Origin of the sequence: Bradyrhizobium zhanjiangense (genome assembly GCF_004114935.1) — a bacterium.
Lineage (GTDB): Bacteria > Pseudomonadota > Alphaproteobacteria > Rhizobiales > Xanthobacteraceae > Bradyrhizobium > Bradyrhizobium zhanjiangense.
The window spans coordinates 4,084,407-4,097,762 of sequence record NZ_CP022221.1; the positions used below are offsets into that span (position 1 = coordinate 4,084,407).

At 61.4% G+C, this 13,356-nt stretch carries 17 protein-coding genes, 1 tRNA gene and 4 pseudogenes; 11 read left to right on the forward strand and 11 right to left on the reverse strand.

Annotated elements, in window-relative coordinates; genetic code table 11:
* Window positions 1-184: 184 nt before the first annotated feature.
* Window positions 185-258 (forward strand) — tRNA-Gly (locus XH85_RS19245).
* Window positions 259-1,089: 831 nt separating this feature from the next.
* Here the strand turns inward: XH85_RS19245 and XH85_RS19250 are convergent.
* Both XH85_RS19250 and XH85_RS48055 read right to left on the reverse strand, forming a co-directional pair.
* On the reverse strand, window positions 1,090-1,320 hold the full coding sequence (locus XH85_RS19250; RefSeq protein WP_128933065.1) for a pyocin activator PrtN family protein: 231 nt from the start codon (window positions 1,318-1,320) through the stop codon (window positions 1,090-1,092).
* 217 nt (window positions 1,321-1,537) lie between these two features.
* Window positions 1,538-1,846 carry a hypothetical protein gene (locus tag XH85_RS48055; protein ID WP_420837896.1) on the reverse strand — a complete coding sequence of 103 codons (309 nt, stop codon included), beginning with the start codon at window positions 1,844-1,846 and terminating at the stop codon, window positions 1,538-1,540.
* A gap of 176 nt (window positions 1,847-2,022) precedes the next feature.
* On the opposite strand from XH85_RS48055, the gene XH85_RS47375 reads away from it, so the two are divergent.
* Window positions 2,023-2,151, forward strand: coding sequence for a hypothetical protein (locus XH85_RS47375; protein ID WP_256477623.1), 129 nt, complete (start codon window positions 2,023-2,025; stop codon window positions 2,149-2,151).
* On the forward strand, window positions 2,151-2,384 hold the full coding sequence (locus XH85_RS19260; protein ID WP_245473677.1) for a hypothetical protein: 234 nt from the start codon (window positions 2,151-2,153) through the stop codon (window positions 2,382-2,384). The genes XH85_RS47375 and XH85_RS19260 overlap by 1 nt, the downstream gene beginning before the upstream one ends.
* A 20-nt stretch (window positions 2,385-2,404) precedes the next feature.
* Here XH85_RS19260 and XH85_RS46710 read toward each other — a convergent pair.
* A pseudogene (locus XH85_RS46710) lies at window positions 2,405-2,635 on the reverse strand (SDR family NAD(P)-dependent oxidoreductase); the annotation flags it as partial.
* A gap of 83 nt (window positions 2,636-2,718) precedes the next feature.
* Here XH85_RS46710 and XH85_RS19270 point away from each other — a divergent pair.
* Together XH85_RS19270 and XH85_RS19275 are read left to right on the forward strand one after the other, a co-directional pair.
* Window positions 2,719-3,138, forward strand: coding sequence for a CopG family transcriptional regulator (locus XH85_RS19270; protein ID WP_128933066.1), 420 nt, complete (start codon window positions 2,719-2,721; stop codon window positions 3,136-3,138).
* Window positions 3,139-3,142: 4 nt separating this feature from the next.
* Window positions 3,143-4,318: an extracellular catalytic domain type 1 short-chain-length polyhydroxyalkanoate depolymerase gene (locus XH85_RS19275; RefSeq protein ID WP_128933067.1), complete on the forward strand. Its 1,176-nt coding sequence runs from the start codon at window positions 3,143-3,145 to the stop codon at window positions 4,316-4,318.
* 20 nt (window positions 4,319-4,338) lie between these two features.
* On the opposite strand, the pseudogene XH85_RS48060 reads toward XH85_RS19275, so the two are convergent.
* Window positions 4,339-4,531 (reverse strand): annotated as a pseudogene (locus XH85_RS48060) (hypothetical protein).
* A gap of 217 nt (window positions 4,532-4,748) precedes the next feature.
* On the opposite strand from XH85_RS48060, the gene XH85_RS45190 reads away from it, so the two are divergent.
* Both XH85_RS45190 and XH85_RS19295 read left to right on the forward strand, forming a co-directional pair.
* Window positions 4,749-4,985 (forward strand): hypothetical protein, encoded by a 237-nt coding sequence (locus XH85_RS45190; protein WP_164940594.1) that lies wholly within the window; start codon window positions 4,749-4,751, stop codon window positions 4,983-4,985.
* A gap of 1,202 nt (window positions 4,986-6,187) precedes the next feature.
* On the forward strand, window positions 6,188-6,418 hold the full coding sequence (locus XH85_RS19295) for a hypothetical protein (protein ID WP_128933068.1): 231 nt from the start codon (window positions 6,188-6,190) through the stop codon (window positions 6,416-6,418).
* A gap of 461 nt (window positions 6,419-6,879) precedes the next feature.
* Here XH85_RS19295 and XH85_RS47380 read toward each other — a convergent pair whose 3' ends face one another.
* Both XH85_RS47380 and XH85_RS45195 read right to left on the reverse strand, forming a co-directional pair.
* Window positions 6,880-7,014 carry a hypothetical protein gene (locus tag XH85_RS47380; RefSeq protein ID WP_256477622.1) on the reverse strand — a complete coding sequence of 45 codons (135 nt, stop codon included), beginning with the start codon at window positions 7,012-7,014 and terminating at the stop codon, window positions 6,880-6,882.
* A 42-nt stretch (window positions 7,015-7,056) separates the two neighbouring features.
* Window positions 7,057-7,224, reverse strand: coding sequence for a hypothetical protein (locus tag XH85_RS45195; RefSeq protein WP_164940593.1), 168 nt, complete (start codon window positions 7,222-7,224; stop codon window positions 7,057-7,059).
* 458 nt (window positions 7,225-7,682) lie between these two features.
* Between XH85_RS45195 and XH85_RS19300 the strand changes: the two genes are divergently transcribed.
* Window positions 7,683-7,979 carry a hypothetical protein gene (locus XH85_RS19300; protein ID WP_128937335.1) on the forward strand — a complete coding sequence of 99 codons (297 nt, stop codon included), beginning with the start codon at window positions 7,683-7,685 and terminating at the stop codon, window positions 7,977-7,979.
* A 109-nt stretch (window positions 7,980-8,088) separates the two neighbouring features.
* Entirely contained in the window at window positions 8,089-8,367 is a 279-nt protein-coding gene (locus tag XH85_RS19305; protein ID WP_128933069.1) for a DUF1488 family protein, read from the forward strand.
* Here the strand turns inward: XH85_RS19305 and rpsU are convergent.
* Complete coding sequence (gene rpsU, locus XH85_RS19310) at window positions 8,357-8,638, reverse strand: 30S ribosomal protein S21 (RefSeq protein WP_128933070.1); 282 nt, start codon at window positions 8,636-8,638, stop codon at window positions 8,357-8,359. The genes XH85_RS19305 and rpsU overlap by 11 nt on opposite strands.
* A 437-nt stretch (window positions 8,639-9,075) precedes the next feature.
* On the opposite strand from rpsU, the gene XH85_RS19315 reads away from it, so the two are divergent.
* Together XH85_RS19315 and XH85_RS19325 are read left to right on the forward strand one after the other, a co-directional pair.
* Window positions 9,076-9,285 carry a cold-shock protein gene (locus tag XH85_RS19315; protein WP_080140125.1) on the forward strand — a complete coding sequence of 70 codons (210 nt, stop codon included), beginning with the start codon at window positions 9,076-9,078 and terminating at the stop codon, window positions 9,283-9,285.
* A gap of 403 nt (window positions 9,286-9,688) precedes the next feature.
* Complete coding sequence (locus tag XH85_RS19325) at window positions 9,689-9,925, forward strand: hypothetical protein (RefSeq protein ID WP_128933072.1); 237 nt, start codon at window positions 9,689-9,691, stop codon at window positions 9,923-9,925.
* A gap of 288 nt (window positions 9,926-10,213) precedes the next feature.
* Here the strand turns inward: XH85_RS19325 and XH85_RS19330 are convergent, their stop codons facing one another.
* From XH85_RS19330 to istA, 4 genes and pseudogenes are all read right to left on the reverse strand, one after another.
* Window positions 10,214-10,480: a hypothetical protein gene (locus XH85_RS19330; protein ID WP_128933073.1), complete on the reverse strand. Its 267-nt coding sequence runs from the start codon at window positions 10,478-10,480 to the stop codon at window positions 10,214-10,216.
* 343 nt (window positions 10,481-10,823) lie between these two features.
* Window positions 10,824-11,030 carry a DUF6894 family protein gene (locus XH85_RS19335; RefSeq protein ID WP_245474155.1) on the reverse strand — a complete coding sequence of 69 codons (207 nt, stop codon included), beginning with the start codon at window positions 11,028-11,030 and terminating at the stop codon, window positions 10,824-10,826.
* 286 nt (window positions 11,031-11,316) lie between these two features.
* Window positions 11,317-12,059 (reverse strand): annotated as a pseudogene (istB, locus tag XH85_RS19345) (IS21-like element helper ATPase IstB).
* A gap of 11 nt (window positions 12,060-12,070) precedes the next feature.
* A pseudogene (gene istA / locus XH85_RS19350) lies at window positions 12,071-13,280 on the reverse strand (IS21 family transposase); the annotation flags it as partial.
* Between the last annotated feature and the right edge of the window lie 76 nt (window positions 13,281-13,356).

The window sequence follows — 13,356 nt, forward strand, 5'->3', positions numbered from 1 at the left end:
ATAAGACACTGGATCACCTCCTTTCGTTGGTTTCGGGAGATTCCAATATAGGTTGTAAGGCCGCAGCTGTTAAGGGCAGCCCGATTGGCCGGAACCGAGGCCTGTTCGTAAGGCCGGCAAGCTGCGAAAAGTCACCGTCGCGGCAGTTGAGACCGTCGTCCGGCCGTGTTAGGGAGCCCCTGTCGCGGGTGTAGCTCAATGGTAGAGCAGCAGCCTTCCAAGCTGAATACGAGGGTTCGATTCCCTTCACCCGCTCCAACGAGATTTCCCCAACGAAAGCAGCCTTTAAGCATTTTTTCTGAGAAAGTTTTTGCCGTCTTTATCAATTTTCATACAACCCCCGTACAACGAGACACGAATCCTGCGTTAGCGGTAGCGAAGCCTTGTTCGACGAATGGCTAAAGGAAAGCGGCAGTCGAATCCGTGGAATTGCCGGCGGCATTTTCATCGGGACGCGCGCTAAATTGGCTGCGCCTTTGTCGCACCAGAGGCCTCGCCGAGCGTCGTCGATCACACAATCAAGACAGCAGACGCGGTCATCGTCGTCAGGCGGAACCATCGATTATATTTATCAGAATCCTTCCGGCGCCGAGGCCTGCCCAAAAACCAGCCATCACTGCAACACCGAGCTTCCAGCGAGTTTGTTCCGTGCGACCTCCCGCCATGTCTTGAGATCCAGCGCGGACGGCGCCGACGAAAATCCGGGATGCGCACGCCACTCGCCAGCGAGCGTGTGAGTGAGCCCGCTCTCGGTCCGTCGCGAGACCCTGATGCGCGCGATCGTCTCGACTAAGCCGCAGTCTTGCCTGAGGCGAGCGGCGTCGAAGGCAGCCAAAATGCCGGATTGTTTCACGAGGTGTGCACGAGCGGGTCGGCCACGATCATCTGGCTGCCAATGTCGAAGCATCGCTCCCGGTTGCACGCCATCAATAATACGCCGCGAGTGGGCTGCGCAGCCTGTGCGCTGAAGATCAAAAGACGCGGTTTCCGCTCCCCGGTTCATGCATATTTGGACCTCGAAAAACTCAGCCGCGGAAGCTCAGTCGGGCCAATGATGGATTGGAACGAGAGTTCAAGTTTTTCAACTGCTTAAGGGCCGGCGTGTGCACGACGTGTGCACCGGGAGATCAAGAAAAATCTTGCGAAAGCCAAGGTGAGCAGGGCAGGCGTATGGGTTGAACAGACCGGCATTGCTATTTTACCTGCGCTGAACTTCTGCTTGGTGGGAGCGAGGTGTGAGGAGTAATCCCGACACACGTCTTCAATCGGGATGATGGCCTTACCTCCGTACTGCGCCATCAAAAGGAATGCAGTATTCATTGGGCGAGATCTCAATCGCTCATTATTCTATCTAGCTTGAGAGCTTCCGGCTTGTGAGATCTATCTCCGTCGGCAGCGGCGTTTGGCTTGCCTAGCGTAGTAATAGGAGCGCTCGGCGCGTGCGGCTCTCTGCAATCGGCAAGAAGGGCCGTGCATGGCGCGGCTAACTTGGGGCACCTCAGTAGCTTTCTTTGAGTTCGAACCTGCAAGCACACCGTTATGAGCGACGGGATAGCGATTGGCTTCGGTGATTTTGCTGACTTTTTGTTTGAATCTGATCGCGTTCGTTGCGCTTCGGCTGGGTCGTTTCTGGTGCCAAACTGGGGCAGTAACGCGTGCTCATGCAGACGAGCGTGAAGGATAGCGAAGCCGCATTTAGCTTCACGAAGCTGCGCTTCTCCTTCTCTCCGTAAACGATGTTGAGCGTGTCGAATAGCGACTTCATGGCCGCGTTCGCGCTCCAGAGCGAGATAGCAAGGCCGATCGCGAAGGTGAGACCGAGCGTCTGATTGCCCTTCGAGGCCACGCGCGTGAGCTGCTCCCTCGCGACCTCGACGGGCGCCGGCGGGAAGCAATCCGGGAGATCTGGTCGAGCTGCTTGGCGATGCTGCCGGGATCCGAGAAGAGCCGGTAGATCGCGACGAGAGCCGCAAGCGGAAAGATTGCGAGCAGGCTGTAGTAGGTCATGCTCGGCTCGACCACATGCACTGGGGCATCGAGATGGCCCGCAAGGGCGGTGTCCCTGCCGACCGGGTCCTGAACGCGATGACGCTTCCCGAGATCATGCGCTACCACCGCCAGAAGCGCCGCTCGATTGCTCGCGCCGCCTGATGTCGAGTGGCGACGATCTGTCGCTCGAGGGAAGGGTGGTGGCGGTCGCCGCCGATCGCGGGCACCACTTCAGCAAGCCAACACAGGACCGCATACTCCTGGTGGAAGGCCACAGCGTCGAAGGCGAGGCCCATGCCGGTCCCTTCGTGCGGCACCGCTATCTCGCCCGCCGCCGACCCCGACTTCCCAATCTGCGGCAGGTCCACCTGATCCCATTCGAGCTCTTCGCATGAAGGCCGATTTCGAGGTCGGCGGCCTTTGTCGGATCCCAGGCGCGCTTCGTCCAGTCGAGATCGTCCAGCGAGCCCTTTCCGCCGCGGTGCAGGCCGCTGCTGACCAGCCGACCGGGAGGCCCGATCAGCGCCGTCAGTATGTACGGCGCCAGTGGATGGCCCCCGGGGGTCGTGCCGGGGCTCCGCTCCGCGTAGACGCCGGAATTGTGAATGACCGCATGGCCGATCGCGTTGACCTGACCCGCGTGCCGCGAGCGCGTGGAAGCACGCCCTTGACGGGGGAGGGTGGTCATCCATATACCATCCCTTAGGACGCTAGCTGGATGGTAGTTCGGTGCCAAGCAACATTCACGAAATCGGGCGAAAGCCGTCCGACACCGAAAAAATCACGATCAATCTTGGTTTTGTCGATCTCGGTCAGGTCGATTTGATGGTGCAGGAAGGCTTCTACTCCAACCGCACGGATTTCATCCGGACCGCGATCCGCAACCAGCTCGAACGCCATGCCGACGTGGTCAAGCAGTCCACGGCGCGAAAGAGCCTGGACCTGGGTTTGCGAAACTACAGCCGCGAGGATCTCGAGGCGGCGCGGCGGGCGGGCGAGATGCTGCACATCAATGTTCTGGGCCTCGCCACCATCGCCCCGGACGTCACGCCCGAGCTTGCCCGCGCGACGATTGCATCGGTCTCTGTGCTGGGGGCCCTGCATGCCAGTCCGGCGGTCAAGTCCGCTCTCGCCGACAGGACGAGGTAAGGTCATGCTGAACCAGGACATCATTCGCGAAGCCACACGCCTCACGCGCGCGGGCCAACTCGTCGAGGCCACCGCGCTGCTTCAGCGCATGCTTCGGGGCGAGAAAGAGCGGGGCGCTGCCGCACCGAGGACCGGCCACCCTTCCCTTGCTCCAGGAAGAGAGCCGCCGACGATCGACGCCAAGGCGAAAGCCGCCGAGACGAGGCGTCCGCGTCGCACGGCCCGGCCGCCAGCGGACCTTGCCAACAGCATCCACGGGCTCGGACTCGGACGATCGCTGGGCCGCGCCCCGCCGTCTACGGCGGATATCGTACCGGACGGCGCCAGGTTCATCGAAGGCGTCTACGCAAATGCCGCGGGAAGCCGCACCTACCGGCTCTTCATCCCGAGCGGCTATCATGGCCAGGCCATTCCGCTGGTAGTCATGCTCCACGGCTGCACGCAGTCGCCGGAGGATTTCGCCGCCGGCACGCGGATGAACTTCATCGCCGAAGAACAGACCTGCTTCGTGGCATATCCCGCGCAGCGGGTGGAAGCGAACCAGGCGAAATGCTGGAACTGGTTTCGGCCGGCCGATCAGCAGCGCGGCAGAGGCGAGCCCTCGCTCATCGCCGGCATCACCCGCCAGATCATGCGCGACCATTCGGTCGATCCGGAACGCGTCTACGTCGCCGGACTGTCCGCCGGGGCCGCTGCCGCGGCCGTCATGGGATCGACGTACGGCGATCTGTACGCAGCGATCGGCATTCATTCCGGACTGGCCTGCGGAGCAGCCAGCGACCTTCCCTCCGCGCTGATGGCCATGAAGCAAGGCGGCGGACTTGAGGAAGCGCCGAGCGATGGCCCGCCCGTGCCGACAATCGTCTTTCACGGCGATCGCGACACGACGGTGCATTCCAAAAACGGCGTTCGGATCGTCCGCCAGTCGATCGGCGGGTCCTGCACGAAGGCCAAGGTGCATCGCGGGCGGGTACCTGGAGGACATGCCTACACCCGCACGGTCCACACCGACGCCGGCGGGCGCGGAATCCTCGAACACTGGGAAATCCACGGAGCCGGACACGCATGGTCGGGAGGCAGCCCCGCTGGATCCTACACCGATCCGGACGGACCGGATGCGACGAGGGAGATGCTGCGATTCTTTCTCGAACATTCACTGCAGCGGAGACGAAACTACTAGCGTCACTGAGGACCCAACGATCAGGTCTTGGGCTTGTGCTTGACGGCCGCGTCGCGAGCCAGCCGCTCCGCCTTCAGGCGCTCCCGGTTCGCATGGAATGCCTGTTGGTCGCGTCTCATACTCTGACGCCGGCGCCTTGGCGCCCGCATCTCGAAACACCTTTCGAGCTTCGGCCGCGGTCGGCACTTTCCGGCCCGATATGCTATTGCTCATTGCTCCTTCCTCCGGGCGCAAACGGTCCTTGCGCTATAACTGCGCATTCGGACCGCCAACCTAGTGGGTAGGTTTTCCCCCGGCGGGCTTTGGGGGAAGTGCCAGGGGCGGAGATTCGACGTCTCGCAAAGCCGTTAGTTCCAATCGGTTCACGGTGCTCGCACCTGACCTTCACGCGCCTCAGGCCGACCTGCGCTGCGGCTTGGAGGCCGGCCTCTTGGCTGCCGCCTCCTTCGCCGGCTTCTTGCCCTCGATCGGCATCAGCATCTCGCGCTGGCCGCTCGCCGCCTTCTTGGGCTTCTTGGCTGGCTTGCCGCCTTCGCTGACGCGACTTCCTGACCCACGCTCCGCCGCAGCGCCTCAGGTCGACCACGTCGCCGCCCGCGGCCCCTTCGCCGTGATCGGCTTGCCTGCGCGCTTCCGGTTGACCAGATCGATCAGTTCGGTTTCGTAGTGGTCCTCGAATTGCGCGATCGGCCCTGATCTGCTTCCGCACGGACTCGTCATCCGGTTTTGGCCTAAAGATCGGTGTCTGAGCCGCCGTGACTGACGACCACAGGATGAGTAGTGCGACGATGAGGGGTGTCTTCAACCTGCCGTTGGCGCGTCGCGGCTGGGTCGCCCGATTTTGTTTGGGCCGCTTGCTAAGTCAGATAACGGCCGAAACGCTCCCCCGCGGCGTCAACGGCGACCTTTGCGAGGCCCAATTCCTCAGTGAGAGAAGAGGCAGCCTCCAAATGGTGAGCTAACATTCTATAGCGGGCGGAAGCCCTATGCTCCGAATGGAGGGTCGCCTTCTCGTCCGTCAGTTCACTGATGTCGTATCGAAGGAGCGTCTGCGCGAGCACTTCTGTCGCGCCATCAAGCACGGAATTAAGATCGACTAACTGAAGATCGACCGCGTCACATCTGGCACACATTCGAAGTTTCCGCTTCAGCAAAGGGTGGGAGAGCGCACCTCCCCGCCGGCGCTCGTAAGGCAGGTGCCAAGACCGGCGATGCGGACTAAAGCCCTACAGGCCGAAATGTTTCAAAATACCTGGGAATTGGTCACTAACCGCTCCACGGGATTGATAGGTTCCACCTGTTCGAGCGCGCCATGGAGGTGCTGAAACCAATACCGGCACATTGCAACGAGGGGCCTGATTCTGCCCCTGAAGTCGCCGGCTGCCAGGGAGAAGTGCGTTCCTTCAGGACAGCTATCGCCTCTCAGGCGCGGCATTAGCGAAGTCCGCTTGGACCGACCCTAAGGGCCGACAGATGCAACTGGTCTTGCGGTGCCCGCGGATAGCAACCAAGCATGCGTCAGCCTGTTCACATACATGGAAGCGCATCTTCTGCGGGTCATTACTGACGATGGCGAGTGCCGGTTTTGGTTAGCGGCCGGTACGGAGGAAGAGGCCGTTCAGCTGGTCTTGGACGCCGTCCCAGAGGGGTGGACTGCTAAAGTGATCAATCGTGGATAGTTCAGCGGATACGACGAAGCTGCTGAACTCGCCTTAACCGGCGGCCTCGCGCCGGGAGAAGTCCGCGAGGTAAGCAGAGGAATCGGTCTTAGCTGAAATGTGTCTCCCCTGGTGCGATGCGCCATCGGCAACAACGAAAACGGTTCGGGAAGGCCGGATGATTACAAAACTAGCCTACAGGGAGCCTCAGATGAGCGAACGACGTGAGCTCTATCGAAGTACCAACGGCGATGCCTGGTTTCTCGGGCGCGAGCCCGCCAATGGCCATGCTTTCGTCATTCATCAGCCAAATGCGCCTTCTGGCGGTCGACTGACGCATATCGAACTCGGCGATTTTTTACGGAGCGAGCCGAAAGGACCTGAGCATCAGGCCCTCCTCCGCCTGATTGGGACCCTCGTGAACGTGCCGCCGTACGCTTAGGTTTGATGATCGGGGAAACTTAAGGCACACACAGAGACTGCGTGGGCAAGGAGAATCTAGAGCACCTAGCGCTCGTTCCGCATGTATGGGCTGTTCTCAGACACCAGAAGCATAGATGGATCGGTGTGCGGCACGCCTCCATGGTCAAACGAAGCTTTCGGCAGAGCCACAGTGCAGATCCCCGCGATCAGAGCGACCGAGAACAAAGCACCCAATACAATACAGCGCTGCCTCTGCATTTACTTTTCCTGGGCAGAGTACCAATGGCAGGGCCAACGCGAGTCCTCGACGAGCCGTTCCTATTTTCTGAGTCCGGATGGCCGCCGAGCCGATAGACGCCCAAAACACGCTCTGGCCTAAAGGTTGACGTACGATCAGAGCCGATGAAAGGGCGTGGGCAATGAGTTCCGTGATGCCGCTCGCATGACCCGCGAGGTAGGCTCTATCTGCTCGGCTCTATGCTACTTCTTCTTTGCATGCCCGAAATCAGGCTGCCAAGCCGCTTCCTTGCGGCTCGGCGCTGCGGCGATCACTTTGGCCTTTTCCTTTTTCGGTTTCTTGGCTTCGCGATTGCCGCGTTGCTGTCCCTTCGCCATGTCGCTCTCCTTTGGTGATTTGAGTTCGTCGAGTTCATCCGACTACAGCACGCGACCCCGCGGAGTGCAGACCCTGACGTCCATGTAGCCTTCACGCAGAAATCTTCTGGCGAGCCGTAGCGCGACTGATGCACTGCCACGCCCGAGATTGGAGCCGCCGTATTCGTTGGTCCCACTGACCAGATACGGCACCCGGGTTGCCCTAGCCATTGAGTACGGCGGCTCCGCACACGAGAAGTAGAAGAAACAAGGGAACGATCACCGGCGGCACGATCCATTCCGAAAGGCGAAAACGCTGCATCGAACGCTCCTACGAAACCTTCGGCGGGAGCACACGTGACCCTCAGTCACCGGTCGAAGCCGTTGAGAGGTGCGGTGATGGCAGCGACCCTACGCCCCCGCTGAGCCTTTAGCGAGCGCTAAATGCGTCCCAGGCGGCGGTCGCGCCGGGAGGAAGTCGTTTACCGCGGGATGAGGATAGTGCTGGCTATTGTCGGACCATGGGAGCATGGTCGTCCCGGCCGGGATTGGTCGGGCTTCACTTGCGAAGGGCAAGCTTGCATAACTATGCGCTCGCGGCGAAACCATTACGTTCGGGCATTCTTTCTGAATCCGCGGCATCGAATGGCTTGTGTCCGCAGGGCCCAACCGGGATGCGGGTGTCACCAGTGACTGACCACACTGTCGATCTCGACAAGCATCGCGGCATGGCCGCGCAGAAAGCGACCGATTTGCGCCGAGCGCTGGCCGAGGTCGAGAATAATGTCCGCGAGCTGCGCGAGCGCGAGGCCGATTTGGAGAACCGTCTGCTGACAGTAGCGGCCGCGTCATGGCCGGAGGCCGCAGCCAAAGCGCGTTATCTTCTCAACCTCTATGCTGCAAGCCTGCCCCCCGAGGACACGCGCCACCGCGCGCTAGTGACAGCACTGTTCGACGATTTCGTCCGGTTGTCGGGGGTGGACTGAGGCGAACGAGCGCTGCCTGCATCAGCGCGCGACCGGGAAGCGCATAATCAGGGGAGGCCGTGATTTGAGCGCGCGATAATGCCGCACGCAATCAGGAGCGGAGTAAGCCATGACACTGACCAGCGGCCGTTTCATCGGCCACGAATACGACCGGATGATCGTTCGGTTCTCGATGCACGATGGCGCCAAGGAGATTCCCTGCGCGATCTCAACCTCTGCGATGGACCATCTCGAGGGCGGGCCGCAAGTCAGACCCGAGCAGCGCGAAGCCCAGTTCACCCGCCTGCGGGATCGTATCGAAGCATGTGCCGCAAGCAAATATCGCGCGACGGAGTTCGAAGGCACGCCACCGGGCATCGTGCTGCGAGGCATCGATTTCAGGTCGTAGAAGCGCGTGCTTTGACCTCTGGCAAGGGCGGCTTGCGCTCGAAAGGCTTCTTTTTCGGCGGCGCGGGCAGCAGTCCTTCTCTAATCGCCTGCTTGCGGGCAAGCTTGCGCGCTCGTCGAATAGCTTCGGATTTCTCGCGGGTCTTTCTCTCCGACGGCTTTTCGTAGGAGCGCCGCTGCTTCATCTCCCGGAACACGCCCTCGCGTTGCATCTTCTTCTTGAGAACACGAAGGGCCTGCTCAACATTGTTGTCTCTGACAAGTACCTGCAATCGATGTCCTCCCCTGTGGCTGCAAATGCGGTACTTCCTGCATGCAGCCAATGCGCAGGAGCTTCATTGCGATTTTGAGGGATAGCGGCGGCGACATTCGTCACCGCAGTCGAGGTGCTGATCTGCTTGCAGCAGCGATGCAGCCTGGACATTAACGTGCCCACTCTCGTTGACCACTGTCAATCAAGAAAGCGCTTCATGAAGACCTACGGAAACAATCAAATCCTCCCTGGTCGGAAAGCCAGAAAGGGCCGGACGAAAACAAAATAGCTTCCCACCTTGCAAAATCCGAAAGGTGATGTATATTAGGAGTTGTTCGATTAGCCGCTGTGCCTTGTTGAATGCGCCCGCGGGCTCCTTTTCCAAAGACATCGACGAAGTTGAAGATCACCGTGTGACTGTCACGCGGCACGCGCTTGCGCGCTTTGGAGAAGAAAATGACGACAGGTACTGTTAAGTGGTTCAATGGCCAAAAGGGCTTCGGTTTCATTCAGCCGAACGACGGCGGCAACGATGTGTTCGTTCACATCAGCGCTGTCGAACGCGCTGGTCTTTCCGGACTCGGAGAGGGTCAGAAGGTCGCTTTCGAGATCAAGACCGACAAGATGCGAGGCAAGGTCAGCGCTGAGAACCTCTCGCTGGCTTGATATCGTAGCGCCGTTTCACGGATGTACTGAGACGGCAGTGCGGCCCGCTCGATCACAGGGTTGAGCGGGCATTGCGCGTTTCGATTTGGATGAGACATGACTGGCAAGAGGACGGGCGAGCCTTCCCCTGGTAGCGTCGCGCGCGCCAACCGGCAGCGTGTGGCCCGGGAGGAAGGCGCGCAAGCTCTGGCAGATGCGAACCGCCGGGCCGTCGAAGTCCGTCTGAACATGCAGCGGCTTCGCGCGTTGCGGGAAGCCAGGCTGTTGGAGGAAGCGAGTGCGCGGACAGCTCTGCCGCCACCAAAGAAGAAGCGCAGCAAAGGGAATGCTGGATAGCTGCCGAGTTCAGCCGCTATCGGCACCGATAGAAGTCAGGGCTTCGTCAAAAGGTGGAAGACGGCATATGCTGAACGATGTGCGGATCGCTCCCGAGGTCAACTCGCGTAACGGACATTCTGTCACCTTTGTGCTGGCCATCGGCACGGTACGGCAGATGTGCCACCTTCAGACCAACTTCGCGTCGCAAAATCAGGCTTTCAACTATCTGCACAAGCACCGCAAGCGGTTCGAGCAACTAGCTCGCGAGCGGTTTGCGCTTGGCCAGATCGAAGACGGCTTGATCAAGTTGACGATGTTGTAGGTGAACAAGCGGCTAACCCGGCTTGCCGCGTTGCGAGCGCGCGCGAGGTTCATTGCGCCAGTCCCTCGCTCCACGGTGAGGAAACCGATGCAGGCGCCGCCTGTTGTCCCTGGTACGTAACGCGACGCCGACCATCCCACCCACCACAAACCTGCAGCGACCGACATTAATCCGCTTTCCGACGCGCTTTGCCGCTCGCGTAGTCCACGCTCGGCTCTAGACATCCGTCATTGCGCGGCGGATATCCGTCGCTTTCTGCGCCGCCATCCCGCGAGATCGAGCGGCTCGTCAGTCATCCGGCGTGCTCGCGTCCATCCGTTGTGCATCCGCCAGATCGATGGAGCCGATGGAAAACATTTCCATCCTGGAACCATGCGAGTCTGCCGGCACGATGATCATGGTCGCAACGCGGCGATAAGATGCGAAGGAAAGTCCCTCGATCATCTCCTCGTCTGTGATGACCTGGTAGCTTCCGGCAGGCAGAGGATGATCGATGTCCCTGATTTGGAACGAATGCTTGAAGGTGACGATTTCCCGTCGCGAGCGAGTTGTCATGTACGCCCGCCTTTTGCCGATGCTTTGGGCGCCGGTGTCGGGTTAGCCCTTCAAGCCACCATGCGCTCTTTCGATGGTATTAGCTACCGCTTTCTCGCGGCCCGATCTCACGGCCGGAACGCCGCAAAGCGCTCGCAATTCTACCGGCGGACGCGTCATGGTGCTCGATAACGGCTCCTTCGTCGGCATCCGTCGGTCACCGAGCGTTAAGTGCGCTCCCACCGGCGACGAGAGCGTCCATTTCCACGGCTTGGCCGGGTCGACCGCATTGTGCCGCCGGTGGTCGCCCCACTTTTCTCCTGCTTTTGACGACCTCCCGCCCGAGCGAGCGGCGGATACGGCCTCACTGAAAACGTCTGATCTCGAAGGTGAACGTCGCCCGTAAGACCGATCCATCTTCGTCGCGCACATTGATTGCAAGACGGCGTGCAGGAGCATCGATGGTGCAGAGGCGAATTTCATCTTTGGCCAAGTGTGCCAGCGCCAAGGTTGCTTCGTGCAGCATAGCCTCAATCGAAACGAGATCTATCCCCTGTTCGTCGGGGATCATCTCGTCACCTTCGCGCTGATCAAAAAAGTGCCGATTCCGATGATCTCGCCCGGGTATTCCGATTTGATCTCGCCCAGGATTCCGAGATGATCTCGCCCACCTTTCCGATTTGATGTCGCCCGGGGCGGGAGCGTTCTGGCAGTCTGGTTTCTGGCATCGGCGGAGCCGCGTGGTCAATCTTGAATCGCGGCTCGAAGGGGTTGTTTTCTGCTGCTCCTGCTGTGGGCATGTGGGCAACGCCCTTCGCGTTGTCCAAGTGCAGCGGCATGTCCACAGCGCCACGGGCTCAGGCCTTCCGGCCGGGTTTGCGGGTTCGCCGCATGCTCTCGCCGTTGAGGTCGATCCGGTGGGCGTTATGGACCAGGCGATCGAGAACGGCGTCGGCGTAGGTGGGGTCGCCGATCAGCGCGTGCCATTGATCAACGGGGAGTTGGCTGGTGACGATGGTGGAGCGGCGGCCATAGCGGTCCTCGAGGATCTCCAGGAGGTCGTGACGGCCGTGGCATCGAGCGGCTCGAGGCCCCAGTCGTCGAGGATGAGAAGATCGACGCGGCCGAGGGCACGCAACAGACGGGGGTGGCGGCCGTCTCCGCGCGCCAGAGCGAGATCGGTGAACAGCCGCGGGACGCGCTGATAGAGCACGGAACGGTTGTCGCGGCAGGCCTTGTTGCCGAGCGCGGAGGCGAGCCAGCTCTTGCCGACGCCGGATGGCCCGCAGATCAAAAGGTTGGCGTGGTCATCGATCCATTGGCATTCGACCAGCATCGTCAGCAGGCTGCGGTCGAGGCCACGCGGGGTGCGATAGTCGATGTCCTCGACGCAGGCCTGCTGGCGCAGCTTGGCGTATTGCAGCCGCTTCGAGAGCCGCTTGTCGCGTCGCAGTGAGGCTTCGCGTTCGAGCAGGAGCGCGAGCCATTCGGCGTGGCCGAGGCTGGCAGCCTCGCCGCCGGCTTCGATGTCGGCGAAGGCCTTGGCCATGCCGTGAAGGCCGAGTTGATGGAGTTGATCGAGGGTCGGATGCGTGAGCAAGGCATGATCTCCTAGTTGTAGTAGCGCGGCCCGCGGATGTTGGGATGGAGGATCGGCGTCGTCCGCGGACGCTTGGGTGAAGGCCGCCGATCGAGATTGTTGGCGAGGATCGATTTGACCGAGCCGTAGGTGCGCGCGCCGATGTCGATCGCCCGCATGGCGGCGGCATCGAGCCGCTCGTGCCCGTAGGATCGGGCGAGCCGGATGATGCCGAGACAGGCCCGAAAGCCCTGCTCGGGGTGCGTGCGTTCATCGAGGATCAGGTCGCACAGCGCCGCGGTGGCCGGTCCGATCGAGGCGGCGTCCTTGCGGATGCGCTCGATGGTCCAGCCGGCGTGGCGCCGATGACTGGACGCCATGTGCTCCGGCACGGTCGTGTGCTTGTGGTTGCCGCTCATGCGCTGATGCGCGGCGATCCGCTCACCCTTGTGGAATATCTCCACGGTGCGGGCGGTGAAGCGGACCTCGACCTCGGCGCGGGCGAAGCGATGCGGGACGCTGTAGTAATGCGCCTCGACCTCGACGTGATAGTCGATGCTGACCCGGCAGATCCGCCACTCGGCGAACACGTAAGGGCTCTCCGGCAAGGCCTTGAGCGCCGGCCGGTCGATCTCCTCCAATAGCTTGCGGCGGGTGACACCGAGCCGCCGGATCGGTCGCTCCTCGTTGAGCCGGATCATCAACTCGGCGATCGCCGCGTTGACGTCGGCGAGGCTGTGGAAGGTGCGGTGGCGCAGCCGCCCGAGCAGCCAGCGTTCGACCATCAGGACCGCCTGCTCGACTTTGGCCTTGTCCCGCGGCCGTCGGCCTGGCCGGCAGAATGGCGGTGCCGTAATGTGCCGCCATGTCGGCGTAGCTGCGATTGATCCTAGGATCGTAGAGGCAGGCCTTGATCACCGCGACTTTGGTGTTGTCCGGCACCAAGAGCGCCGGCACGCCGCCGATCGCCTCGAAGGCGCCGACGTGGCCGCTGATCCAGTCGGCGAGCCCCTGCGTCCAGGTCGCCTGCGCGTAGGTGAAGCTCGATGCGCCGAGCACCGCGACGAAGATCTGCGCGGCGCGCCGCTCGCCGGTGAACCGGTCGATCACCACCGGCACGCCGTCGCCGGCATAGTCGACGAACAGCTTGTCGCCGGCCGCATGCGACTGGCGCATCGTCACCGACAGGCGGCCTTCCCAGGCGCGGTAAAGCTCGCAGAAGCGCGAGATATGTTCACGATCACATATTTCGCGTTATGTTGCGGCCAGATTTATGTTGTGCAAGGAGCGATAATTGCGGGGAGCCTGAGCTCTGCGG